The 21,191-nt window shown below is 69.9% G+C and carries 20 protein-coding genes; 12 read left to right on the top strand and 8 right to left on the bottom strand.

What is annotated here, in order from left to right; all coding sequences use genetic code 11:
- Positions 1–74 precede the first annotated feature (74 nt).
- Positions 75–524: a universal stress protein gene (locus AC1DGW_RS12565; protein ID WP_478023410.1), complete on the top strand. Its 450-nt coding sequence runs from the start codon at positions 75–77 to the stop codon at positions 522–524.
- A gap of 258 nt (positions 525–782) precedes the next feature.
- Here the strand turns inward: AC1DGW_RS12565 and AC1DGW_RS12560 are convergent, their stop codons facing one another.
- Positions 783–1,070 (bottom strand): DUF2782 domain-containing protein, encoded by a 288-nt coding sequence (locus AC1DGW_RS12560; protein WP_478023408.1) that lies wholly within the window; start codon positions 1,068–1,070, stop codon positions 783–785.
- A 93-nt stretch (positions 1,071–1,163) separates the two neighbouring features.
- On the opposite strand from AC1DGW_RS12560, the gene polA reads away from it, so the two are divergent.
- Entirely contained in the window at positions 1,164–3,932 is a 2,769-nt protein-coding gene (gene polA, locus AC1DGW_RS12555; protein WP_478023406.1) for a DNA polymerase I, read from the top strand.
- Positions 3,933–4,563: 631 nt separating this feature from the next.
- Positions 4,564–5,064: a DUF421 domain-containing protein gene (locus tag AC1DGW_RS12550; RefSeq protein ID WP_478023404.1), complete on the top strand. Its 501-nt coding sequence runs from the start codon at positions 4,564–4,566 to the stop codon at positions 5,062–5,064.
- A gap of 60 nt (positions 5,065–5,124) precedes the next feature.
- Here the strand turns inward: AC1DGW_RS12550 and hemF are convergent, their stop codons facing one another.
- The 4 genes from hemF to AC1DGW_RS12530 all read right to left on the bottom strand — a co-directional run bounded on the left by hemF (position 5,125) and on the right by AC1DGW_RS12530 (position 9,630).
- Positions 5,125–6,072 carry an oxygen-dependent coproporphyrinogen oxidase gene (hemF, locus tag AC1DGW_RS12545; RefSeq protein ID WP_478023402.1) on the bottom strand — a complete coding sequence of 316 codons (948 nt, stop codon included), beginning with the start codon at positions 6,070–6,072 and terminating at the stop codon, positions 5,125–5,127.
- A 22-nt stretch (positions 6,073–6,094) separates the two neighbouring features.
- Entirely contained in the window at positions 6,095–6,586 is a 492-nt protein-coding gene (locus AC1DGW_RS12540) for a hypothetical protein (protein ID WP_478023400.1), read from the bottom strand.
- A gap of 130 nt (positions 6,587–6,716) precedes the next feature.
- Positions 6,717–7,148, bottom strand: coding sequence for an NUDIX hydrolase (locus AC1DGW_RS12535; RefSeq protein ID WP_478023398.1), 432 nt, complete (start codon positions 7,146–7,148; stop codon positions 6,717–6,719).
- Positions 7,149–7,266: 118 nt separating this feature from the next.
- Complete coding sequence (locus AC1DGW_RS12530; protein ID WP_478023396.1) at positions 7,267–9,630, bottom strand: alpha/beta hydrolase family protein; 2,364 nt, start codon at positions 9,628–9,630, stop codon at positions 7,267–7,269.
- Between the two features lie 214 nt (positions 9,631–9,844).
- On the opposite strand from AC1DGW_RS12530, the gene AC1DGW_RS12525 reads away from it, so the two are divergent.
- Positions 9,845–11,191: an AMP-binding protein gene (locus AC1DGW_RS12525; RefSeq protein ID WP_478023394.1), complete on the top strand. Its 1,347-nt coding sequence runs from the start codon at positions 9,845–9,847 to the stop codon at positions 11,189–11,191.
- Positions 11,192–11,944: 753 nt separating this feature from the next.
- Here the strand turns inward: AC1DGW_RS12525 and AC1DGW_RS12520 are convergent.
- Positions 11,945–12,955 (bottom strand): chorismate transformation FkbO/Hyg5 family protein, encoded by a 1,011-nt coding sequence (locus AC1DGW_RS12520; RefSeq protein WP_478023391.1) that lies wholly within the window; start codon positions 12,953–12,955, stop codon positions 11,945–11,947.
- Positions 12,956–13,153: 198 nt separating this feature from the next.
- On the opposite strand from AC1DGW_RS12520, the gene AC1DGW_RS12515 reads away from it, so the two are divergent.
- Genes AC1DGW_RS12515 through fabG form a run of 8 tightly spaced genes read left to right on the top strand, consistent with a single transcriptional unit; the run spans position 13,154 to position 19,585 of the window.
- Positions 13,154–13,423, top strand: coding sequence for a phosphopantetheine-binding protein (locus AC1DGW_RS12515; protein WP_478023389.1), 270 nt, complete (start codon positions 13,154–13,156; stop codon positions 13,421–13,423).
- 5 nt (positions 13,424–13,428) lie between these two features.
- On the top strand, positions 13,429–14,151 hold the full coding sequence (locus tag AC1DGW_RS12510) for a ketosynthase (RefSeq protein WP_478023387.1): 723 nt from the start codon (positions 13,429–13,431) through the stop codon (positions 14,149–14,151).
- Between the two features lie 50 nt (positions 14,152–14,201).
- Positions 14,202–14,501 carry an ApeI family dehydratase gene (locus AC1DGW_RS12505; RefSeq protein ID WP_478023531.1) on the top strand — a complete coding sequence of 100 codons (300 nt, stop codon included), beginning with the start codon at positions 14,202–14,204 and terminating at the stop codon, positions 14,499–14,501.
- Entirely contained in the window at positions 14,498–15,478 is a 981-nt protein-coding gene (locus AC1DGW_RS12500) for an LpxL/LpxP family acyltransferase (protein WP_478023385.1), read from the top strand. Before AC1DGW_RS12505 ends, AC1DGW_RS12500 begins: the two co-directional genes overlap by 4 nt.
- Positions 15,420–16,070, top strand: coding sequence for a LolA-related protein (locus AC1DGW_RS12495; protein ID WP_478023383.1), 651 nt, complete (start codon positions 15,420–15,422; stop codon positions 16,068–16,070). The genes AC1DGW_RS12500 and AC1DGW_RS12495 overlap by 59 nt, the downstream gene beginning before the upstream one ends.
- Positions 16,071–16,111: 41 nt before the next feature.
- Entirely contained in the window at positions 16,112–18,409 is a 2,298-nt protein-coding gene (locus tag AC1DGW_RS12490) for an MMPL family transporter (protein WP_478023529.1), read from the top strand.
- Positions 18,396–18,860, top strand: coding sequence for a hotdog family protein (locus AC1DGW_RS12485; protein WP_478023381.1), 465 nt, complete (start codon positions 18,396–18,398; stop codon positions 18,858–18,860). Before AC1DGW_RS12490 ends, AC1DGW_RS12485 begins: the two co-directional genes overlap by 14 nt.
- Positions 18,857–19,585, top strand: a complete 729-nt coding sequence (fabG, locus tag AC1DGW_RS12480) for a 3-oxoacyl-ACP reductase FabG (protein ID WP_478023379.1) — start codon at positions 18,857–18,859, stop codon at positions 19,583–19,585. Before AC1DGW_RS12485 ends, fabG begins: the two co-directional genes overlap by 4 nt.
- A 45-nt stretch (positions 19,586–19,630) precedes the next feature.
- On the opposite strand, the gene AC1DGW_RS12475 is transcribed toward fabG, so the two are convergent.
- Positions 19,631–20,410: a glycosyltransferase family 2 protein gene (locus AC1DGW_RS12475; RefSeq protein WP_478023377.1), complete on the bottom strand. Its 780-nt coding sequence runs from the start codon at positions 20,408–20,410 to the stop codon at positions 19,631–19,633.
- Positions 20,403–21,191: a beta-ketoacyl synthase chain length factor gene (locus AC1DGW_RS12470; protein WP_478023527.1), complete on the bottom strand. Its 789-nt coding sequence runs from the start codon at positions 21,189–21,191 to the stop codon at positions 20,403–20,405. The genes AC1DGW_RS12475 and AC1DGW_RS12470 overlap by 8 nt, the downstream gene beginning before the upstream one ends.

The following is a 21,191-nucleotide window of genomic DNA, read 5'->3' as shown; positions in this document are numbered from 1 at the left end:
TGATCCGGCTCAATGCACGACGGCAACATCGGGTGTGCAATGGTGTCCTCTCACCCTTCCCAAGGAGAACCGCCATGTACAAGCGCATCCTGATCGCGACCGATGGTTCCGAGCTTGCCGCCAAGGGGCTGCAGAAGGGCCTTGAACTCGCCGCACAGCTCGGCGCGAAGGTCGATATCGTCACCGTCTCCGAGCCGTGGGCCGTGGGCATGTACGACGCCATGGGCTGGAGCGCCGGCTATGAGGCCAGCCCCGAGTACAAGCAGGACCGCGAGGCCGCGGCACAGAAGATCCTGCAGCCGTCGCTGGACGCCGCGCGCGCGGCCGGCGTGGCCGAGGTGCTCGGCCACCATGTGCTGGACCGCTACGCCGCCGACGGCATCATCGAGACCGCCGATACCTGTGGTTGCGACCTGCTGGTGATGACTTCGCATGGCCGCCGTGGCGTGACCCGCGTGCTGCTCGGCAGCCAGACCGCCGAGGTGCTCGCGCGCAGTACGGTGCCGGTGCTGGTGATCCGCTGACGCACCCTCCTGCCTGACCGGCCCGGGATGCCGCGATGCGGCGTCCCGGCGGTGGCCTGTGGCCGGTGTCTTCCATTTTCAGCGTACCCCCTTCATCGCCATCGTTGCCGAAGGGGGCTTTTCTTTTGGTGTCGCGGAAGCGCGGCCTGCTCAAGCCCAAGCCCGCTCTACGTGATGGATCGCGGCGGCTTTGCAGCGCGGCGGGCCAGGCCGGCCCGCCGCGGTGTGAGCGGGTCCCGCTCCGCATCTGCCACGACATCACCAGCTGTACAGCTTCCAATAGACCGGCGACACACCGTCCTTGTCGTTGTCCATGCGGCCGTCGCCGTTGCGGTCATAGAGGTAGAACGGCGCGCCGCGCGCGGGGGTGACCTTGACCATGCGCAGCTGGGTGCCGACGCGGTATTCCTCGATGGTGTCGCCGTTGTCCATGGCACGGCGGGTGACTTCGGCGCCGGTCACGTCCACCGGCGGCGCATCGGCGTCCCGGCCCATGCTGGCGCAGCCGGCCAGGGCAAGCAGGGGAATCAGCAGCAGGTGTTTCATGACGGCGGCTCCTCGCATCGGTGTCCATCCGGATTATGCCTGCGTGCGGCTCATGCGCGCGTCGTCTCCGGTCCGGCCGCGTAGAATCGGCGCATGAGCAGATTAGTCCTGATCGACGGGTCCAGTTACCTGTACCGCGCGTTCCACGCGTTGCCGCCGCTGTCCAACGCCGCCGGCGAGCCTACCGGCGCGCTGTTCGGCGTGGTCAACATGCTGCGCGCCACGCTGAAGGAAAAGCCCGACTACGTGGCCTTCGTGGTCGACGCGCCGGGCAGGACCTTCCGCGACGACCTGTACGCAGAGTACAAGGCCAACCGCCCGCCGATGCCCGACGAACTGCGCGCGCAGGTGCAGCCGATGTGCGACATCGTGCACGCGCTGGGCATCGACATCCTGCGCGTGCCAGGCGTGGAGGCCGACGATGTGATCGGCACCCTGGCCCTGGCCGGCGCCGCCGACGGGCTGGAGGTGACCATCTCCACCGGCGACAAGGATTTCGCCCAGCTGGTGCGCCCGGGTGTGGAGCTGGTCAACACCATGACCGGCAGCCGCACCGGTTCGGATGACGCGGTGATGGACAAATTCGGCGTGCGTGCCGACCAGATCGTCGATTATCTGGCGCTGATGGGCGACACCGTGGACAACGTGCCCGGCGTGGAGAAGTGCGGCCCCAAGACCGCGGCGAAGTGGCTGGCCGAGTACGGCACGCTGGACGGCGTGATCGCCGCCGCGCCGGCGATGAAGGGCAAGATCGGCGAGAACCTGCGCGCCGCGCTGCCTCGGCTGCCGCTCAACCGCGACCTGGTCACCATCCGCACCGATGTGGAACTGGAACAGGGTCCGCGCGATCTGCGCCTGCGCGACCAGCATGTGGACAGCCTGCGCGAACTGTATGCCCGCTATGGCTTCACCCAGGCGCTGCGCGAACTGGGGGGTGTCGCGGCGCCGGCCGCCGCCGACGAGGCCAAGGTCAGCCTGCGCGGCACCGCCGCGGGTTTCGCCCGGTCCAGCGAGAGTGCGCCTGCCATCGAGACCGATCCGGCGATGGCGGACAAGGGCGAGTACGAAACCGTGTTCACCGATGAGCAGCTGCAGGCCTGGGTCGAACGCCTGCAGGCCGCCGCCGAGTTCGCATTCGATACCGAGACCGATGCGCTGGACGCGATGCGCGCGCGGCTGGTCGGCGTGAGCCTTGCGGTCGAGCCGGGCAAGGGCGCCTACATCCCGGTCGGCCACGATTACCCCGGCGCGCCGGTGCAGTTGCCGACGGCACAGGTGTTGGACGCGCTGCGCCCCCTGCTCGAGGACGCAGGCAAGCGCAAGCTCGGCCAGCACGGCAAGTACGACATCCACGTGCTGCGGCGCCATGGCGTGGAGGTGGACGGGTACGCCGACGACACCATGCTGGAGAGCTTCGTGCTCAACTCCACCGCCACGCGCCACGACATGGATTCGCTGGCGCAGCGCTATCTCGGCTACACCACCACCAAGTTCGAGGAAGTCGCCGGCAAGGGCGCCAAGCAGATCTCGTTCTCGCAGGTGGGCATCGACGAGGCCGGCCACTACGCTGCCGAGGACGCCGACATCACCCTGCGCCTGCATCGCGCGCTGGCGCCGCAGCTGGCAGCCGAACCGGCGCTGGAAAAGGTCTACCGCGAGATCGAGATGCCGCTGGTGCCGGTGCTGGCGCGCATCGAGGCCAACGGCGTGTGCATCGACAGCGCCGAACTGCGGCGGCAGAGCGCGGACCTGTCCTCGCGCATGCTCGCCGCGCAGCAGAAGGCCACCGGACTGGCCGGACGCAGCTTCAACCTGGATTCGCCCAAGCAGCTGCAGGCGGTGCTGTTCGATGAACTCGGCCTGCCGGCGCTGGTGAAGACGCCCAAGGGCCAGCCCAGCACCAACGAGGAGGCGCTGGAAGCCATCGCAGAGCAGCACGAACTGCCGCGCGTGATCCTCGAATACCGAGGCCTCGCCAAGCTGCGCAGTACCTATACCGACAAGCTGCCGGAGATGGTCAACCCCGACACCGGCCGCGTGCACACCAGCTATCACCAGGCCGGTGCCGCCACCGGGCGGCTGTCTTCGTCCGATCCGAACCTGCAGAACATCCCGATCCGCACCGACGACGGCCGCCGCATCCGCAAGGCCTTCGTCGCGCCGCCGGGACGCAGGCTGATGGCCTGTGACTACTCGCAGATCGAGCTGCGCATCATGGCCCACCTGTCCGAGGACCCGGGCCTGATCCGCGCCTTCGAACAGGGCGTGGACGTGCACCGCGCCACCGCCGCCGAAGTGTTCGGCCGCACGCTGGAAGAGGTGACCACCAACGAGCGCCGCGCCGCCAAGGCGATCAACTTCGGCCTGATGTACGGCATGAGCGCCTTCGGCCTGGCCAAGAACCTGGGCATCGACCGTGGGCAGGCGCAGGACTACGTGGCGCTGTACTTCAGCCGATACCCGGCGGTGCGCGATTTCATGGAGCGCATGCGCGTGCAGGCGCGCGAACAGGGCTACGTGGAAACCCTGTTCGGCCGACGCCTGTATCTGAACGACATCCACGCCCGCAACCAGGGCCTGCGCGCTGGTGCCGAGCGCGCCGCGATCAACGCCCCGATGCAGGGCACTGCGGCCGACATCATCAAGCGCGCGATGGTCAGCGTGGACGGCTGGCTCGCCGCGCACCGCGAGCGCGCGCAGATGATCCTGCAGGTGCACGACGAACTGGTGTTCGAGGCCGATGCGGACTTCATCGACACGCTGCGCGGGGAAGTGGAGTCGCGCATGACCGCCGCGGCGGAACTGCGGGTGCCGCTGGTGGTGGATTCAGGGGTGGGCGACAACTGGGATGAAGCGCACTGACGGCAATCCACTACATTGGTGCGTAGCCAAGCGCACGGGTGGTTGTCGCAGTCCTTCATTCCGCCCGTGCGTGATGCGCCTGGGAGCAGTTGCCGAAGAGCCATGCGTTTCTGGGCACAAGGTATTCGTGCAGCGAATAGGTGGCAGTGAGGTTTTCGATGCATGCCGTTCGTTTGCAACGAACCGCACGGATTTCCAATTATTTAACGCTTGCAATGCCATTGCTGGAACGTTGCGTAATGCATTGCGAGGTCAATCAAGCGGACCTTCTTTTTCGGATGAATATCTCCTTAATCATCCCGAAATAAATAGCTGTTCTTCACGAACCATCAATGTCCGTGGTGGTCATATAGCCCGTGACAGGTGCAACGCCTGTCGCGGATCTCTCCCATCCCCTGGAGCAGATCTCGGAGCGGGGATTCCTCCCCAAATCGCCGCTCCTCCAGCCCCGTCGACCCCCCCCTGGTCGGCGGGGCTTTTTTTTTGCACTTTCCATATCGGCCCGCCGATGGGCGTCAGCAATGCGCTCAGCCGTGACGAGGCTCCGGCAGCCTCCCCCCGGATTCGCGCGTGCGCAGCGGCGACGGGCTGGGCATCATGGCGGGACAGACAGGAACGGGGATGCAGGCCGATGTCGGACATGTTCGCGCTGGCGATGCCGTGGTGGGAATTCATCCTGCGTGCGGTGGTGGTCTACGTCGTGGTGCTGGGAATGGTGCGGCTGACCGGCAAGCGTGCGCTGGGTCAGATCACGCCGTTCGACGTGCTGCTGATCGTGCTGCTGGGCAACGCGGTGCAGAACGCATTGCTGGGACAGGACACCTCGCTCGCCGGTGGCCTGCTGCTGGCGGCGACGCTGATCGCGATCAACTACGCGGTGGGCTGGCTCACCACGCGCAACCAGCGCATGGAACGGCTGATCGAGGGCGAACCGGTGCTGATCGCGCGCGATGGCCGCCTGCTGGGCTCGGTGCTGCGCCGCGAGCTGATCACGCATGCCGATTTCGACGCGGCGATGCGCCAGCAGGGATGCCGCGGCATCGAGGAGGTCGAGCTGGCGCTGCTGGAGATCAACGGCCACATCACCATCGTGCCGCGCCGCCAGGATGGGCAGGTGCCGTCGCCAGACTGACGGCCGTTCCTGCTGGCGGGGGCTACGGAAGCAGCCGGGCGTGGCCCGGCCGTGCTTCCGTCACAGCCATTCGCGCGGGACGAGGTACTCGGCCAGCCGCGCTTCGTCGCTGCCGGCGTCGGGCTGGTAACCGTACTCCCAGCGCACGCGCGGCGGCAGGCTCATCAGGATGCTCTCGCTGCGCCCGCCGCTCTGCAGGCCGAACAGCGTGCCACGGTCGTAGACCAGGTTGAACTCGACGTAACGGCCACGCCGGTACAGCTGGAATTCGCGTTCGCGTTCGCCATAGGGCATGTCCTTGCGGCGCGCGACGATGGGCAGGTAGGCATCGAGGAAACCATCGCCTACCGCGCGCAGGTAGGCGAAGTCGCGTGCGAAATCGCCATGCAGGTCGTCGAAGAACAGGCCGCCGACGCCGCGTGTCTCGTTGCGGTGCTTGAGGAAGAAGTACTCGTCGCACCAGCGCTTGTGCTCGTTGTAGCGCTGTTCGCCGAATGGCGCGCACAGGTCGCGTGCGGTTTCGTGCCAGTGGCGCACGTCCTCGTCGAACGGATAGAACGGGGTCAGGTCGAAGCCACCGCCGAACCAGGCCGCCACCGCCTTGCCGTCGCGTTCGGCCTGGAAGTAGCGCACGTTGGCGTGGGTGGTGGGCAGGTAGGGGTTGAGCGGGTGGAACACCAGCGACACGCCGCACGCGCGCCACGAGGCGCCGGCCAGTTCCGGGCGATGCGCCGACGCCGAAGGCGGCAGGCGGGTGCCGGCCACGTCGGAGAAACCGATGCCGGCCTGTTCGAACACCGCGCCATCGCGCAGCACGCGGGTGCGGCCACCGCCGCCCAGGGATGGGCCAGTGCCATGGGAGGCAGGAGGCCGGGAGTGATCGCCGCCTTCCGCGCGCTGCCAGCGGTCTTCGACAAAGCGGGCCCGGCCGTCGGCCGATTCGATGGCCTGGCAGATACGGTCCTGCAGGCCGGTGAGGTAGTCGCGTACGCGTTCGAAATCGTCCATACGCGTACTGTAGCGCAGGCACTCAGCGGAACAGCGCGCGTACCTCGTCGCGGCACAGCTTGATGACCAGCCAGCCATGCAGGCCGGCGAAGGCCAGCGCGGTGGCGCTGGCGCCGAGCAGCGCGGTCCAGCGGCTGGCCTGCATCTGCGCCAGGGCTTCCCGGCCATCGGGCGAATCCTGGAAGCCGGACGGCAGGATGGACTGCATCGCCGCGAACATGCTGTCGACCAGCGGCAGCATGGCGAAGTTGGCCAGGGCCACCACGACCAGGAACACGATGAAGCCGATCCGTCCCCATTCCTGGCGGCGCAGCAGCGCCCACGACACCGCGAGCAGGGCAACGGACAGCAGCAGCATCAGCAGGGTCAGCGACAGCGCGTGCCGCGCGACCCATTGCATCGCCGCCGGCACCGGCAACCCCTGCTGCTGCAGCCAGCCCACCGGGTCGAGCCGGCCCAGCGCCGCCACCAGGAGCAACTGGAACAGGCTCCAGGCGATGGACAGGCCGGCCATCACCAGCGACAGCCTGGCCGTGATATCGACAAAGGAAGCCGCCGCCGGACGCGCGGGACGAAGCGGAGGAGGTGCGAGCTGGATCACGCGGGTACGCTGCGGGAAACGGTGGAGCGCACTATCGCCGGCTTCAGCCGGCTTGCCCAGCCCCCGTCATCCGCCGTGCCGCCGCCGGCAGGATGTGGCGCCCGCTCAACGGTGCCAGCTTCACGCCATGGGGCGGGCATAGTGGGATCCAGGCCAGTTCGGCGATCTCCGCCTGCGCATGCGCCATGCCATCCACCCGGACCAGGAACGATTCGCCCTGCACGCGCCGTCCCGGTTCATTGACCGCGTCGTCCTCGAAGGTGCCGAGGACGAGCGTGTCCCCGATGCGCAGCGTCACGCCCAGTTCCTCATGCAGTTCGCGCGCCAGCGTGCACAGCGCGTCCTCGCCGGGTTCGCGCTTGCCGCCGGGCTGGATGAAGGTGTCCGAACCATGCTTGCGCACCACCAGCACGCGGCCGGCGTCGTCGAGTATCACCGCGGTGACGATGCGGATGGGGAACAAGGCGGGCTCCATTGCAGGTGATGCCGCAGGAGCGCACTTCAGTGCGCGATGGGGCTCTACCGGTAAAGCCCTTTCGCGCACTGAAGTGCGCTCCTACGCGACAAGGGCGGCCAGTGGCCGCCCTTGTCGCTTACTTCAGGTGTTCCTCGAACAGCTTGAGGATGCGCTTGTATTCGTCCAGCCAGGAATCGGCGCGGGTGAAGCCGTGGCGTTCCAGCGGGTACGGCGCGATCGACCAGTTGTCCTTGTGCAGTTCGATCAGGCGCTGGGTCATGTTGACCGAGTCCTGGAAGAACACGTTGTCGTCCATCATGCCATGGGCGATCAGCAGGTGGTCCTGCAGGCCGTCGGCGTATTCGATCGGCGAGGACACGCGGTAGGCCTCCGGGTCGATGTCCGGGGTGTTGAGGATGTTGCTGGTGTAGCCGTGGTTGTACTGGTGCCAGTCGCCGACCGGGCGCAGCGCGGCGCCGGCCTTGAACGTGCCCGGCGCGCGGTACAGCGCCATGAAGGTCATGAAGCCGCCGTAGGAGCCGCCGTAGATGCCGGCGTGGTCGCGGTCGCCCTGCTGGGTTTCCACCAGCCAGTCCAGGCCGTCCTGGTAGTCCTCCAGCTCCGGGTGGCCCATGTTGCGGTAGATGGCCGTGCGCCAGTCGCGGCCGTAGCCCTCGCTGCCGCGGTAATCCATGTCCAGCACGATGTAGCCCTTCTGCACCAGCAGGTTGTGGAACATCTGCTCGCGGAAGTAGGTAGGGTAGCGCTGGTGCACGTTCTGCAGGTAGCCGGCGCCGTGCACGAACATCACCACCGGGTACTTCCGGCCCGGTTCCTTCTGCGCGGGGCCGTAGTACTTGGCCCAGACCACGCCGGCGCCGTGCTTCGACGGCACCGCGACGAGCTGCGGCTGGATCCACTCGCGCGCCTTGAACTCGGCGCTGCGGGTGTCGGTGAGCACGCGCGCGCTGCCGCCCGCGGCCGGCACCACCGCCAGCTGCGCCGGCAGGTAGGCGCCGGAGTAGCGCACCAGCAGCTGCTGGCCGTCGGGCGAGAGCGAGAAATCCTCCACGCCGTTGAGATCAGTGAGCTCGCGCACCTGCCCGCTGGCGGCATCCACGCCGCACACCTCGTAGTCGTGCGGCGCCTGCGGGTTGCACAGCACGTAGAAGCCCTTGCCGTCTGCCGAGGGCACCGGCGCGGAGGTTTCCCATTTGCCGCTGGTCAGCGCGCGCGGCTTGCCGGTGCCGGACTGGGTGTACAGGTGCGAGAAGCCCGATTCCTCGGACAGCAGCCACAGCGTACGGCCGTCGGCCATCCAGCCGAAATCATTGAAGCCCCAGTTGATCCAGCCGGGATCGGTGAGGCGATGGCGGTTCTGCATGCGGCCGTCGTCGCCGACGCTGACGATCCAGCGGTCCTTGTTGTCGTTGGCGCGCAGCATCACCGCCGCCTGTTTGCCGTCGGCGCTCCAGCGGATGCCGCCGCCCATGAAGTCGCTCATCACCTGCACGGTGCGGTCGCCCTTGAGCGGCTCCTTGCCGGCGGCCTTGCGCAGCGCGGCCAGCGGATCGGTGCCGATGCCGGGCAGGGCGTCCAGCGCCAGCGGGCGGACCTGGCCGCTGGCCACGTCGACGAACCACAGCGTATGCGGCGCGAAGCCGTTGCGGCCGACGCGGGTGCGGGTGTCCTCGGCCTCCTCGTAGCCGGATTCCGTTACGTACAGCGGCATCTTGCCGCCGCGGCCGTCCTCGAAGTTCTTCGGCTTGGTCACCACGATCAGGTGGGTGGCATCGGGCGAAAGCACGCTGTCCACGATCTCCACGTCGGCACCCAGGTAGACCGGGCCCGGTGCGCGGGTCGGGTCGGCCTGGCGCCAGCGCTCGCCCTGCTCGCGCAGCGCGTCGCGCTGGGCGCGGTCGCGGCGCAGGGTTTCCAGCGTGCGCATCTGCTGGTCGCGCAGCACGTCGGCCTTGGGCGCGTCGGCAGGGTTCTTCTCGGCCTTGAGCTGGGCGACCAGGGCGATCGCGCCGTTGCCGGCGTTCCAGTGGTACCAGTTGTTGCCGACGTTCCAGACCAGGCCGCCATCGGTGGCGAAATCCACGCCCGTGGCGCGCTCGTTGCCGCGCGTGAGCTGGGTCAGCGCGCCGCTGCGCAGGTCGCGCACGAACACGTCGCCGTTGCGTACGAAGGCCATGCGCTGGCGCTGCCGGTCGTAGACGCGGTTGGCCGCGTCCAGGGTGCCGCGCTGGTCGTCGGCGACCTGCGCGGCCGCGCCGCCGGCCACCGGCTGGCGGAAGGTGTCGCGCACCGGGCTGCCCTTGCGCTTGAGCGTGTACTCGGCCTGCTGGCCATTCCACGACCACCAGGCCGATTCCACCGGCGGCCCGATCCAGTCCGGGTCGGCCATCGCCTGTTCGATGGTGATCGGCGTGGGCGCGGCATGGACACCGCCAGCGGCGGCCAACAGCAGCAGGGACAAGGGCAGGAGTCTGGACATCGCGGGCACCGGTGGAGAAAACCGGCAAAGCCTAGCAGCCCGGTCCACTGCGGGGCTGGGCCACAGGTCATGGGCGAAGCCGGCAAACCGCCTGGAAGCCGGTGTGGCAGGCGGTCCGGCGCCGGCTCCGCGTTTGTCCGGTTTCCGCCACCAGCTATGCTGGGCGCCGGCCGCGCCTTCGTTCCGCGGCGGTTTTCCCTGAAGGTTGTCCCGCGTGCCCGCCGTCCATCCGATCTCTTCTTCCCTGCATCCTCTCGCTGTTGGCGCGCCCGAGCGGCCGCTGGCGGCGATGGCCGATTCGCCGATCGACTTGTCCACGTTCCTTGAACACGTGCGCGGCGTGGCGGCCCTGCTGCCTCCCGGCCACCATGCGGTCAACCTGTGCGAGGACCGCTACCGTTTCCTGGTCGGTTTCTGCGCGGTCGCCCTGCGCGGGCAGGTGAACCTGTTGCCGCCCTCGCGCGCGCCGGCGGTGGTGGCCGATGTGCAGCAACGCCATGGGCAGGCCTGGTGCCTGGGCGACATCGCCCCTGATGTGCTGCCGGCGGGCTGGTTCGCGTTGCCGGAGGAACTGCCGCGCCTGCCGGGCGATATCCCGCAGCTGGATGCGGCACAACTGGTCGCCATCGGCTTCACCTCGGGCAGTACCGGCGCGCCGGCGGCCAACCCCAAGACCTGGGGCGCGTTCGTGACCAGCACCGCGCAGAACCTGCAGGCGCTGGGCGACCTGTGGGGCGGGCACATGCCTTCGGTAGTCGCCACGGTGCCGCCGCAGCACATGTACGGCATGGAGATGTCGGTGCTGCTGCCGCTGCTGGCGCCGGCGGTGCTGCATGCCGGCCGGCCGTTCTTTCCGCAGGACGTGGCGCAGGCACTGGCCGACGTGCCTGCGCCGCGGCTGCTGGTCACCACGCCGGTGCACCTGAAGGCGCTGGTCGAAGCGGGCGTGGAACTGCCGCCGCTGGCGGGCATCGTCACCGCCACCGCGCCGTTGCCGCAGCTGCTGGCCGAAGCGGCCGAAGCGCGCTTCGCCACGGAAGTGCGTGAAGTGTTCGGTTCCACCGAGACCTGCATCTTTGCCCGCCGCCGCACCGCGCGCGAACAGGCGTGGACACTGCTGCCGGGCGTGCGCCTGGAGCCGCGGGAGGACGGCACGCTGGTCCATGCGAAGCACCTGCCTGCGGCGGTGCTGCTGGCGGATCTGGTCGAGCTGCTGCCGGAAGGGCGTTTCCTGCTGCGTGGCCGGCGTGCGGACCTGCTGGAGATCGCCGGCAAGCGCGCCTCGCTGGGCGACCTGACGCGGCGCCTGCAGGCGGTGTCCGGTGTACGCGATGCGGTGATGGTGCAGCTGGACCCGGAGCCGGGCCATGCGGTGGGCCGCATCGCGGCGCTGGTGGTGGCGCCGGAGCGCGAGGAGGCGGACATCCTGCGCGAACTGCGCGCGGGCATGGATCCGGTGTTCCTGCCGCGCCCGTTGCGCAGGGTGGCGTGCCTGCCGCGCAACGAGACGGGCAAGCTGCCACGCGATGCGGTGCTGGCGTTGCTGCGGGGCGGCGAATAATCCGGCCGTTGCCGTTGCCGTTGCCGTTGCCCGTGATTTTGCTGTGCCCTTGGTTTTTGACTCACCCCGGCCGTAGAGCGAGCCGAGCACCGCAGCGTGACGAGGGGCGAAGAGGCGCACGTGTCTGAGCGAAGCGAGTTGTGCGCCGTCCCCTCGGCACGCGAGGAGCGCAGGGAACCGGCGGGCGCAGCCCGACGGATCGCGTCCCGGCCCGTGTTGACCAGCCATTCGGCTGTTGGAAAAGCGCTTCTTTTGGCTATCTTTTCTTTGCACGAGCAAAGAAGAGCCTTTCAACAGCCGAATGGCTGGTCAAAGTAGCTCGCGCCCCGAAGGGGAGCGAAAGCCTTTGATCCTGCTTCTGCCGCTGCTTCGGCTTTTCAAAGACAAACGGCAACAGCTAAAGCAACAGTGCAGAGCCAAAACTTAAGCTTGAAAGCAAGGCTTTCACTCCTGCTACGCAGGAGCGAGTTACTTCTCTTTGCTCGTGCAAAGAGAAGTAACCAAGAGAAAGCACGCCCCTGCCTACGCGCCCTCCGTGCCTGCGGCACTCCGGGTCCACTCCGCCGCCGGGATTTTTCGACGAGACATCCCTGTCTCGTCGAAAAACGACGTGCATCCCTGCACGTCGCCCCTGCGGGGTCTTGTCCGTCGGCTCCGTCGCTACGGAAGGGGGCCCCGGAAGTCAAAAGCCAAGGGCAGCAGCAAAATCACGGGCAACCGCAACCGCAACCGCAACCGCAACCGCAACCGCGGTCAGGCGCCGTGTACCCCGTCGATCTCCACCCGCAGATCGCGCCGGCACACTTCCGCGTGCAGCACGATGTAAGGCACTTCCGGCGGCAGATGCCGCGACAGCGCCTGCCGTATCGCCGGGATCTCCACCGCGTCGCGCACGTAGACCTTCAGCCGGCTGCCAGCGCCGAAGTGCGCCGGCAATGCAGGCAGACGCGCGCGCGCCGTGCCTACCAGCGCATCGAGGTTGGCGAAGGTTTCCTCCAGCTGGCGCAGCGTGTCCTCGCCGTGCAGCGTGGCGTGGCCGACCACGCTGGCGGTGCCCGACAGCAGCAGCGGCAGCGCGTTGCCAGGCGCGGCGAGCATGCCGCGGGCGAAGCTGGGCGACTGCGGACCGTACTGGCGCGGATACCGCCAGGCGCTGACCTGGCGCGGGTTCTCCAGCGGCGTGCCGGGCACGCGCGCGGCCAGCCAGTAGACCTGCAGCACGCGCACGCCATCCAGGCGGCCGATGGCGGTGGCTGCGGGCAGGGTGCCGGCGTCGATGGTGCCGATGCCGCGCGCGCGGCCGATGCAGAACTGGCGGTAGCGCTCGTCGTCGCCCTCGCCCTCGGTGATCGCGTCCAGGTAATTCCAGATGCGCAGCAGATGCGGGTAGCCGTGCTGCGGCAGCGCCGACAGCAGCCGCGCATAGGCGTGCGCGCCGGCTTCGAGGATGCCGCCGTGGCTGGATTCGTCGATCTGCAGTGCGCCGAACATCAGCGCGCCGTCACTGGCCCAGGCCAGACCGTCGACCTCGCGGCCGCTGCGCACCGTGCCGGTGCCGCGCCAGACTTCCAGCCGCGGTTCGCCCTCGGGCTGCAGGCCGACCTGCAGGTAGCGCGGGTCGTCGCTGGCGGGGGCCGCGTCGCCGGCCTGGAAGCCGAATACCGCCAGCACCTGCGGATCGGCCAACAGGGCCGGCAGCTGCGCCGGATCGGCGTAGTCCACCTCAAGCCCGACGGCGGGCGCGAAGCCGGAAACCGCGTTCATCGCACGCTCCCGCGGCCATGGCGGCCGGCAGGGTGGGCGAGCGGGGAAACGGAAGCAGGGCAGGGGAACAGGGACGTCATCGCGCGGCGGATCGGTGCTGCAGAAAGCGCCATGATACCGCGCGCGCCGCGGCGGCCATGGTTGCGCCGCGGGCGGCGATACCGGATCGTTGCGCATCATCTCTTCATGGAAGTGGCAATGTCGCAACAAACCGAGGCCGAGCGCGAGCTGGCCGGACTGCTGGTCGAGAGCCTGAACCTGGAAGACGTGGACCCGGCGGCGATCGACCCGGAGGCGGCGCTGTTCAACGACGGGCTGGGCCTGGATTCGATCGACGCGCTGGAACTGGCCCTTGCCATCGGCAAGCGCTACGGCTTCCAGCTGCGCTCGGACAACGACGACAACCGCCGCATCTTCGCCTCGCTGCGCGCGCTGTCGGCGCACGTGCAGGCCAACCGGACCGCCTGAACGCCATGAGCGGCGCCGGCCACGCGCCCGGCCACGGGCCGGCCGCCAGCCTGCTGCGGATCGTGCTGCTGCTGGCCTATCCGGTGCTCTCGCATGTGGCCAGCCTGCGCAGCGAGGGCGGCTGGGCCGCGCTGGCGCTGTTCGGGCTGGTGCTGCTGTGCCTGCTCGATGCGCTGGGCCGTCGCCGGCCGGCGGCCTGGGCCGCGCTGCTGGCAGCGGGGCTGCTGCTGGCCTGGCTGGGGCGTTCGCCGTGGGCGTGGATGCTGCTGCTGGCGCCACCGGTGGTGTTCCCGCTGCTGGTGGCCTGGGGCTTCGCGCGCTCGCTGTGGCCGGGCCGGGTGCCGCTGATCACCCGCATCGTGCAGGCCCTGCATGCGCGCGCCGGTGTGCCGGTCGAGGAACGGCTGGAGCGCTATACGCGGCGCCTGACCGCGGCGTGGGCGCTGCTGCTGGCGCTGCTGGCGGCAATCAACCTGGCACTGGCGATGAGCGCGGTGCCCGATGGCCTGCTGGCCGCGTTCGGCCGGCAGCCGCGCTGGCCGTTGAGCCATGCGCAGTGGTCGTGGTGCGCGAACGTCGCCGACTGGGGCCTGATCGGCGGCTTCTTCGTGGCCGAATACGCACTGCGCTGCCGGCTGTTCCCGCAGCGGCCTTACCGCAGCGCCGGCCAGTTCGTGCGCCAGATGGGGCAGCTCGGCCCGGCGTTCTGGCGTGATCTGCTGCGTTGAACGCGATGGGCCGCGGGTATCCTGTGGCCCACGCCGCCGCCCGCCACGCCATGCAGTTCACCATTCCCCATGACCATCCCTGCCTGCCCGGCCATTTCCCGGGCAGGCCGTTGGTGCCGGGCGTAGTGGTGCTGGAACAGGTGTTGCGCGCGGCGGAGGCATCGGCCGGCGTACCGTTCCAGGCCCTGCGCCTGCCGCAGGTGAAGTTCATGGCGCCGCTGCTGCCCGGGCAGGTCGCGCGGATCGAACTGGACGGGCAGGTGCCGCGCTGGAAGTTCCGGGTATGGTGCGGCGACGAGCTGCTGGCACGCGGCGAACTGGTGGCCGTCGACGGGGATGCGGCGGCATGAGCGACGCCGACTGGAAGCGCCGGCCCGAGGGCGGCGGCCGCGCCGCGATCCGCCTGATCGCGGGCATCGCCCGCCATGGCGGGCGCGGCATCGCCCGGCTCTGCCTGTACCCCATCACCGCCTATTTCCTGTTGGTGCGGGGCAGCGAACGCCGCGCCTCGCGCGCCTATCTGGGCCGCGCGCTGGGCCGCCGCGCCGGCCTGTGGGACGTGGCGCGCCACATCCATACCTTCGCCGCGACCATCCTCGACCGGGTGTTCCTGCTCGGTGGGCGCATGAACCTGTTCGACATCCGCACCGATGGCACCCAGCAACTACTGGAGCAACTGGATGAAGGCCGTGGCGTGCTGCTGTTCGGCTCGCACCTGGGCAGCTTCGACGCGCTGCGCGCACTGGGCCGGCAGCGACCGGACCTGAAACTGCGGGTACTGCTGGACCGCGCCCACAATGCCGCCATCACCGAGCTGCTGGCCGAACTCGACCCGGGCCTGGCCGCGGGCATCATCGACGCGGGGCAGGGCGGACCTGCGGTGGTGCTCGCCATCCAGCAGGCGCTTGAGGAAGGCGCGATGGTGGCGCTGCTGGTGGACCGCGCGCGGCCGGGCGAAGCCGCGCTGTCCGCGCCGCTGCTCGGTACGCCGGCGCCGTTTCCGACCGCGCCGTGGCTGATCGCCGGCGTGCTGAAAGCGCCTGTGATGCTGGCCTTCGGCCTGTACCGCGGTGGCAACCGCTACGATCTGCTGTTCGAGCCGTTCGCGCCGGCGCTCGATGTGCCGCGTGCGCAGCGCGCCGAGGCCTTGTCGGCGCTGGTTCACCGTTATGCCGGCAGGCTGGAACACCATCTGCGCGGCGCTCCCTGGAACTGGTTCAATTTCTATGATTTCTGGCATTCCGAAGCCTCACTCCCCGCGCCGCTGGATGCTGGCGGCATTCCTGGCCGCCTGCGGCAGCGCGCCGGCGATGGCGGCCGACGTTGATGCGGGGTGGATCCTGCGCCATCTGGCGCAACCGGCGCCGAGCCAGACCGGCTTCGTCGAACTGCGCGGTTCGGCGCTGCTGAAGGAACCGCTGCGGGTGGAAGGCCAGTACCGGCGTCCGGACGCCGGCACGCTGGTGCGCGAAGTGCGCGTGCCCTATGCAGAAACCACCACGATTGCTGGCGGCAAGGTCAGCATCGAGCGCGCCGGCAAGCCGCCGCGCGTGTTCTCGCTGCAGCGCGTGCCGGAGCTGTCGGACCTGCAGGCCAGCTTCGGCGCCCTGCTGTCCGGCGACCTGGTCGCGCTGGAGCAGGCCTATCGCCTGCAGGCGTCCGGCACCGCGCAGCACTGGCAACTGGTGCTCACACCCAAGGCGCAGGTGTTGGCCGCGCGCGTGCGCGCGGTGACCCTGCGCGGCCGCGACGGCGAACTGCGCTGCATCGAGACGCAGCCGGCGCGGGGCGAGCTGCAGCGCACCCTGCTCGGCGGCGCGGCCGGTGACGCCAGTGGCGTGCGCCAGGCCGATGCCCTGGCCGCGCTGTGCCATGACGGCACACGCGATGCTTCGGCGCCGGCCGGGAGCCGCCGTTGAAGCTCACACCGCGCCGGCGCATCGGCCTGGCGATCGGCTGGATGCTGCTGCTGGGCCTGCTCACTGCCTGGGTGAGCGGGCGCATGCAGGTCAGCGGCGACCTGCGCAAGTTCATGCCCGATGCGCGCACCCCGGCGCAGAAGCTGCTGCTCGACGAACTGGGCGAGGGTCCCGGCGCGCGGTTGCTGCTGCTGGCGCTGTCCGGCGCGGCGCCGGAACAACTGGCGGAGCAGTCCAGGCAACTGCACGCGGCGCTGGCGGCCGATCCGCAGTTCGAACTGGTCGCCAACGGCGGGCAGGCCGGACTGGAGGCATTCCCCGAACGCCTGCTGCCCTATCGCTACCTGATCGACGATCTGCCGGGCGACGCTTTCAGCGCCGATCGCCTGCACGACGAGCTGCAGGCGCGGCTGCAGGACCTGGGCTCGCCTGCAGGCGGACTGGTCGAACCCTTGCTGCCGTCCGATCCCACCCTGCAGGTGCTGCGCGTGGCCGAGGCGCTGCAACCGGCCAATGCGCCGCAGCGCATCGACGAGGTCTGGTTCGACCACACCGGCCGGCAGGCGCTGCTGCTGGTGCAGACGCGCGCGGCCGGTTTCGACCCTGGCGCGCAGCAGCAGGCGGTGGACACCATCGAGGCCGCGTTCGCGCGCATCGCCGGCGCCAGCGGCAGCCGCCTGGAGATGAGCGGGCCGGGCGCGTTCTCGGTGAAGATCGGCGACCGCACCGCCAACGAGGCCGGCATCATCGGCACCATCGATACGATCGGCATGATCCTGCTGCTGTGGGTCGCCTACCGCAGCTGGAAGATGCCGATCCTGGGCTTCCTGCCGCTGGCCAGCGCGGGCCTGGCCGGCCTGGCCGCGGTGGCGCTGGCCTTCGATGGCGTGCACGGCATCACCATCGCTTTCGGCTTCACCCTGATCGGCGTGGTGCAGGACTATCCGATCCACTTCTTCAGCCACGAACGTCCCGGCCGCTCGCCGTGGGACAACGTGCGCGCGCTGTGGCCGACGCTGGGCACCGGCGTGGTCGCCACCTGCATCGCCTATCTCACCTTCCTGTTCTCCGGCGTCGAGGGCCTGAAGCAGCTGTCGGTGTTCACCATCACCGCGCTGGCCACCGCGGCGCTGGCCACGCGCTACCTGCTGCCGGCGCTGGTCGACCCGGCCACCCGCGATTTCGCCGATTCGGCGTGGCTGGCGCGGCTGTGGCGCCACACCCGGCGGCTGCCGCGCCCGCGGCGTTCGCTGGCGGTGCTGGCGGTTGCTGCGCTGGTGGTGCTGGTGTGGGCGCCGGGGCCGTTCTGGCAGAACGACCTGGGCAAGCTGACGCCGGTGGATACGGCCGACCTGCTGCGCGATGCGCAACTGCGTGGCGAGCTGGGGGCGCCCGACGTGCGCTACGTGATCACCGTGCGCGGCGGCGACGCGCAGGCGACGCTGGCCGCGAGCGAACGGCTGCGGCCGGTACTGGACCAGCTCGTCGCCGACGGCGCGCTGGATCGCTACGACATGGCCGCGCGCTACCTGCCCAGCGCGACGCTGCAGCGCCAGCGCCAGCAGCGGTTGCCGGACGAGGCCACGCTGCGCGACGCGCTGGCCACGGCGGTGGCCGGAACGCCGTTCCGCGACGATGCCTTCGAACCCTTCGTCGCCGATCTGCAGCGGGCCCGCAGCGCGCCCGCGCTGCAGCCGCAGGATCTGCACGGCACGCCGCTGGCGACTGCGGTCGGCGGCCTGCTGTTGCAGGGCAGTGGCCACGCCACGGCGCTGGTGTCGCTGAGCGGCCTGCACGACGTGGCCGCGGTGGCGACCAGCGCGCGCCTGCACGGCGCCGAATTGCTGGACCTCAAGCACGCGTCCGAATCGTTGGTGGCCGAATACCGCGGTCGCGTGCTGGCGGCGCTGGCGGTGGCGGTGCTGCTGCTGGCCGCCACCGTGTGGGCGGCGCTGCGCTCGCCGCGCCGCGTGCTGCGCGTGCTGCTGCCGATGGTGCTGACCACGCTGGTGGTGCTGGCGCTGCTGCGCGCCAGCGGCGTCGAACTGAACCTGTTCCACCTGATCGGATTGATCCTCGCCGCCGGCCTGGGCCTGGACTACGGCCTGTTCTTCGAGCACGCCGGCGACAGCCTCGCCGACCAGCTGCGCACCCTGCATGGCCTGCTGGTGTGCAGTGCGATGACGCTGCTGGTGTTCAGCCTGCTCGGCCTGTCCTCGATCCCGGTGCTGCGCGCGATCGGCAGTACGGTGGCGCTGGGGGTGGTGTGCAACTTCGCGCTGGCGCTGCTGATTTCGCGCGAGCCCTGGCAGGAGGAGGCCGCCGATGCTGGCGCGTGAGGACATCCTGCAGCTGGTGCCGCACCAGGGCGGCATGTGCCTGTGGGACGAAGTGGCGGCATGGACCGCATCGGACATCGCGCTGCGCGCTTTCAACCATCGCGATCCGGCGCATCCGCTGCGCGGCGATGGGCAACTGCGCGCCATCCACCTGTGCGAATACGGCGCGCAGGCGATGGCCGTGCATGGTGGCCTGCGTGCGCGTGAACGCGGCGGCGCGGTGGTGCCCGGCGTGCTGGTGGCGCTGCGCGATGTGCAACTGCATGTCGCGCGCATCGACGATCTCGATGGCGCCATCGAAGCGACCGCGCAGGTATTGGCCGAAGCGGAAACCAGCCAGCAGTACAGCTTCCGCATCACCCACGGTGGGCGCGTGCTGGCCGAAGGCCGCGCCGCGGTGATGCTGCAACCGGCCGGCGACGGCAACGACAGGCAGGGAGACCCGCGATGAACATGAAACGACGCGCATTGGTCACCGGTGGCAGCGGCGACCTGGGCGGAGCGATCTGCCGGCGCCTGGCCGCCGACGGCGTGCATGTGATCGTGCATGCCAATGGCAACCTGGCGCGGGCGCAGGCGGTGGCCGCGGACATCGGCGCGGCCGGCGGCAGCGCGCAGGCGGTGGCCTTCGACGTGGCCGATGGCGAAGCGACCGCGACGGCGCTGGAAACCCTGCTGGCCGACGGCCCGATCCAGATCGTGGTCAACAACGCCGGCGTGCATGACGACGCACCGATGGCGGGCATGGACGCGGCGCGCTGGCGGCGGGTGATCGACGTGTCGCTGCACGGCTTCTTCCACGTCACCCAGCCGTTGCTGCTGCCGATGGCGCGCACGCGTTGGGGCCGCATCGTCAGCATCTCGTCGGTGGCGGCAGTGCTCGGCAACCGCGGCCAGACCAACTATGCCGCGGCCAAGGCCGCCCTGCACGGCGCCTCGAAATCGCTGGCGCGGGAAATGGCCAGCCGCGGCATCAGCGTCAATGTCGTCGCGCCGGGCGTGATCGAAGGAAGGATGGCGGCCGACGCGTTCCCGCCGGAACTGATCAAGCAGACCGTACCCGCCGCGCGCGCCGGAAAGCCGGAGGAAGTGGCGGCACTGGTCGCCTTCCTGTGCGGCGACGACGCCGGCTACATCAACGGCCAGGTGATCGGCATCAACGGCGGCATGGGCTGAGGAGCCCATGGAGCGCGGCGATGCCCCGCCGCCGGCTCCCTGACGCTATGGCGCTTCGTCGATCACCGGTGGATGCGCGCGGATCGTGCGGTGCACCTGCCGCACATGGCCATGGCGCAGCGCCAGCCGCACGATGTGCGTGGTGATGCGGGTCAGGTCGTGCAGCGGGCGGAAGTGGCTGGGACGGAAGCATTCGTCGCTGCCGGCGCCGCGGTAGCGCGACTCGATCGGCACCGATACGCAGCGCGTGCCCAGCTGCCGCGCGGCCGAGATCAGCACCTGCGCCTCGAACACGAAATCCTCGCCGGGCACCTCGCGCATCGCGATCACGTCGGCCGGATAGAAGCGCTGCCCGCTCTGGCTGTCGGCGACCTGGTAATGCGTGCCCCAGGCCACGCCCCAGTCGCCGAACTCGTTGGCCAGCCGCCGCAGCAGCGGTTGCGAGGCGCGCTTGCGCAGGCGGGCGCCGATGATGATGCAGCCGGGATGGCGGTTGGCGCTGGCCAGCAGCCGCGGCAGGTCGGCCGCGGCGTGCTGGCCGTCGCCGTCCATGGTCAGCACGCCGTGCAGGCCACGCCGCGCGGCCTCGGCGAAGCCGCTGCGCAGGGCCTGGCCCTTGCCGCTGCGCTGCGGATGGCGCAGCACGGTGACCGGCAGATCGGCGATGCAATCGGCGGTGCCGTCGTCGGAGCCGTCGTCGACCACGATCACGTGCGGGAAGAATCCGAGTGCGCCGCTCACCACCTCGCGGATGCGCAATGCCTCGTTGAGCGCCGGGATCACCACCGCCACGTTGTCCGGGCGCAACATGCGGGAATCAGCCATGGCCGATATCGATCCGCAGCCATTGGTCCGCACCGGCAGGCAGCAGTACCCGTTCGTGCTCCAGCGCGAGCGCTTCGAGCAGCGGCAGCGCCGGCTGCATGGCATTGCCGGCCAGCAGCTGCGACAACGGTCCGGCCATGCCGGCGGCGTCCGTGCCGGCGCCCTGCGCCAGTTCCATGCGCAGCGTTGGCAGGCCGGGGCAGGGCTCGCGCGACAGCACTAGGGCGACGCCGAGCAGGCCTTCGCTGGGCGCCACCTCGCCCAGTGGACCGCAGGACGGGCCGTCGTAGGCGACCAGCAGCACCGCCTCGCTGCCGGCGGCCAGCTGTGCCATCGCTTCGACCAGGCCCTGCGCGAAGCTGCAGGGCCCTGCGCTGATCGCGGTGGCCGGCACATGCGCGCCGGTGCCGATGGTCCAGTAGCCGGCGGCAGCGTTGTGCACCGAGTTGTGGAAGCGGGTTGGCGACACCGCGCGCGGATCGCTGGCCAGCGTCGTGCACATGTAGTCGGTGATCGACATCTCGCCGTGGGTGGAGGCGAATACCGAAGGCAGCGCCGTGGCCTCGCGTCCGGCCGCCTCGCAGGCGGCGAGCGCGGCTTCCAGCGCCACTGCCACCGTGGCCGGGGCGCGGCGGCGCTCGTTGGCGGCCAGCAGGGTGGGCGCCGGGCGCGCCGGCGCCTGCGCGGGGGGCTGGCCCGTGCGCGCCCAGGCGCAGGCCGCATCCCAGTCGGGCAGCCCGCTGCCCCAGAACCCGATGCCTTCGACGATCGCTTCGTGCAT

This window comes from Stenotrophomonas sp. 05N423 (genome assembly GCF_056397145.1).
The sequence above is the reverse complement of the archived record's forward strand: the minus strand, read 5'-3'. Positions and strand labels throughout refer to the sequence as shown.

Coding starts and splice junctions, on each gene's coding strand:
- AC1DGW_RS12565 (WP_478023410.1), top strand. CDS start 75: ATGTACAAGCGCATCCTGATCGCGACCGATGGTTCCGAGCTTGCCGCC.
- AC1DGW_RS12560 (WP_478023408.1), bottom strand. CDS start 1,070: ATGAAACACCTGCTGCTGATTCCCCTGCTTGCCCTGGCCGGCTGCGCC.
- polA (WP_478023406.1), top strand. CDS start 1,164: ATGAGCAGATTAGTCCTGATCGACGGGTCCAGTTACCTGTACCGCGCG.
- AC1DGW_RS12550 (WP_478023404.1), top strand. CDS start 4,564: ATGTCGGACATGTTCGCGCTGGCGATGCCGTGGTGGGAATTCATCCTG.
- hemF (WP_478023402.1), bottom strand. CDS start 6,072: ATGGACGATTTCGAACGCGTACGCGACTACCTCACCGGCCTGCAGGAC.
- AC1DGW_RS12540 (WP_478023400.1), bottom strand. CDS start 6,586: ATGGCCGGCCTGTCCATCGCCTGGAGCCTGTTCCAGTTGCTCCTGGTG.
- AC1DGW_RS12535 (WP_478023398.1), bottom strand. CDS start 7,148: ATGGAGCCCGCCTTGTTCCCCATCCGCATCGTCACCGCGGTGATACTC.
- AC1DGW_RS12530 (WP_478023396.1), bottom strand. CDS start 9,630: ATGTCCAGACTCCTGCCCTTGTCCCTGCTGCTGTTGGCCGCCGCTGGC.
- AC1DGW_RS12520 (WP_478023391.1), bottom strand. CDS start 12,955: ATGAACGCGGTTTCCGGCTTCGCGCCCGCCGTCGGGCTTGAGGTGGAC.
- AC1DGW_RS12515 (WP_478023389.1), top strand. CDS start 13,154: ATGTCGCAACAAACCGAGGCCGAGCGCGAGCTGGCCGGACTGCTGGTC.
- AC1DGW_RS12510 (WP_478023387.1), top strand. CDS start 13,429: ATGAGCGGCGCCGGCCACGCGCCCGGCCACGGGCCGGCCGCCAGCCTG.
- AC1DGW_RS12505 (WP_478023531.1), top strand. CDS start 14,202: ATGCAGTTCACCATTCCCCATGACCATCCCTGCCTGCCCGGCCATTTC.
- AC1DGW_RS12500 (WP_478023385.1), top strand. CDS start 14,498: ATGAGCGACGCCGACTGGAAGCGCCGGCCCGAGGGCGGCGGCCGCGCC.
- AC1DGW_RS12495 (WP_478023383.1), top strand. CDS start 15,420: ATGCTGGCGGCATTCCTGGCCGCCTGCGGCAGCGCGCCGGCGATGGCG.
- AC1DGW_RS12490 (WP_478023529.1), top strand. CDS start 16,112: ATGCTGCTGCTGGGCCTGCTCACTGCCTGGGTGAGCGGGCGCATGCAG.
- AC1DGW_RS12485 (WP_478023381.1), top strand. CDS start 18,396: ATGCTGGCGCGTGAGGACATCCTGCAGCTGGTGCCGCACCAGGGCGGC.
- fabG (WP_478023379.1), top strand. CDS start 18,857: ATGAACATGAAACGACGCGCATTGGTCACCGGTGGCAGCGGCGACCTG.
- AC1DGW_RS12475 (WP_478023377.1), bottom strand. CDS start 20,410: ATGGCTGATTCCCGCATGTTGCGCCCGGACAACGTGGCGGTGGTGATC.
- AC1DGW_RS12470 (WP_478023527.1), bottom strand. CDS start 21,191: ATGCACGAAGCGATCGTCGAAGGCATCGGGTTCTGGGGCAGCGGGCTG.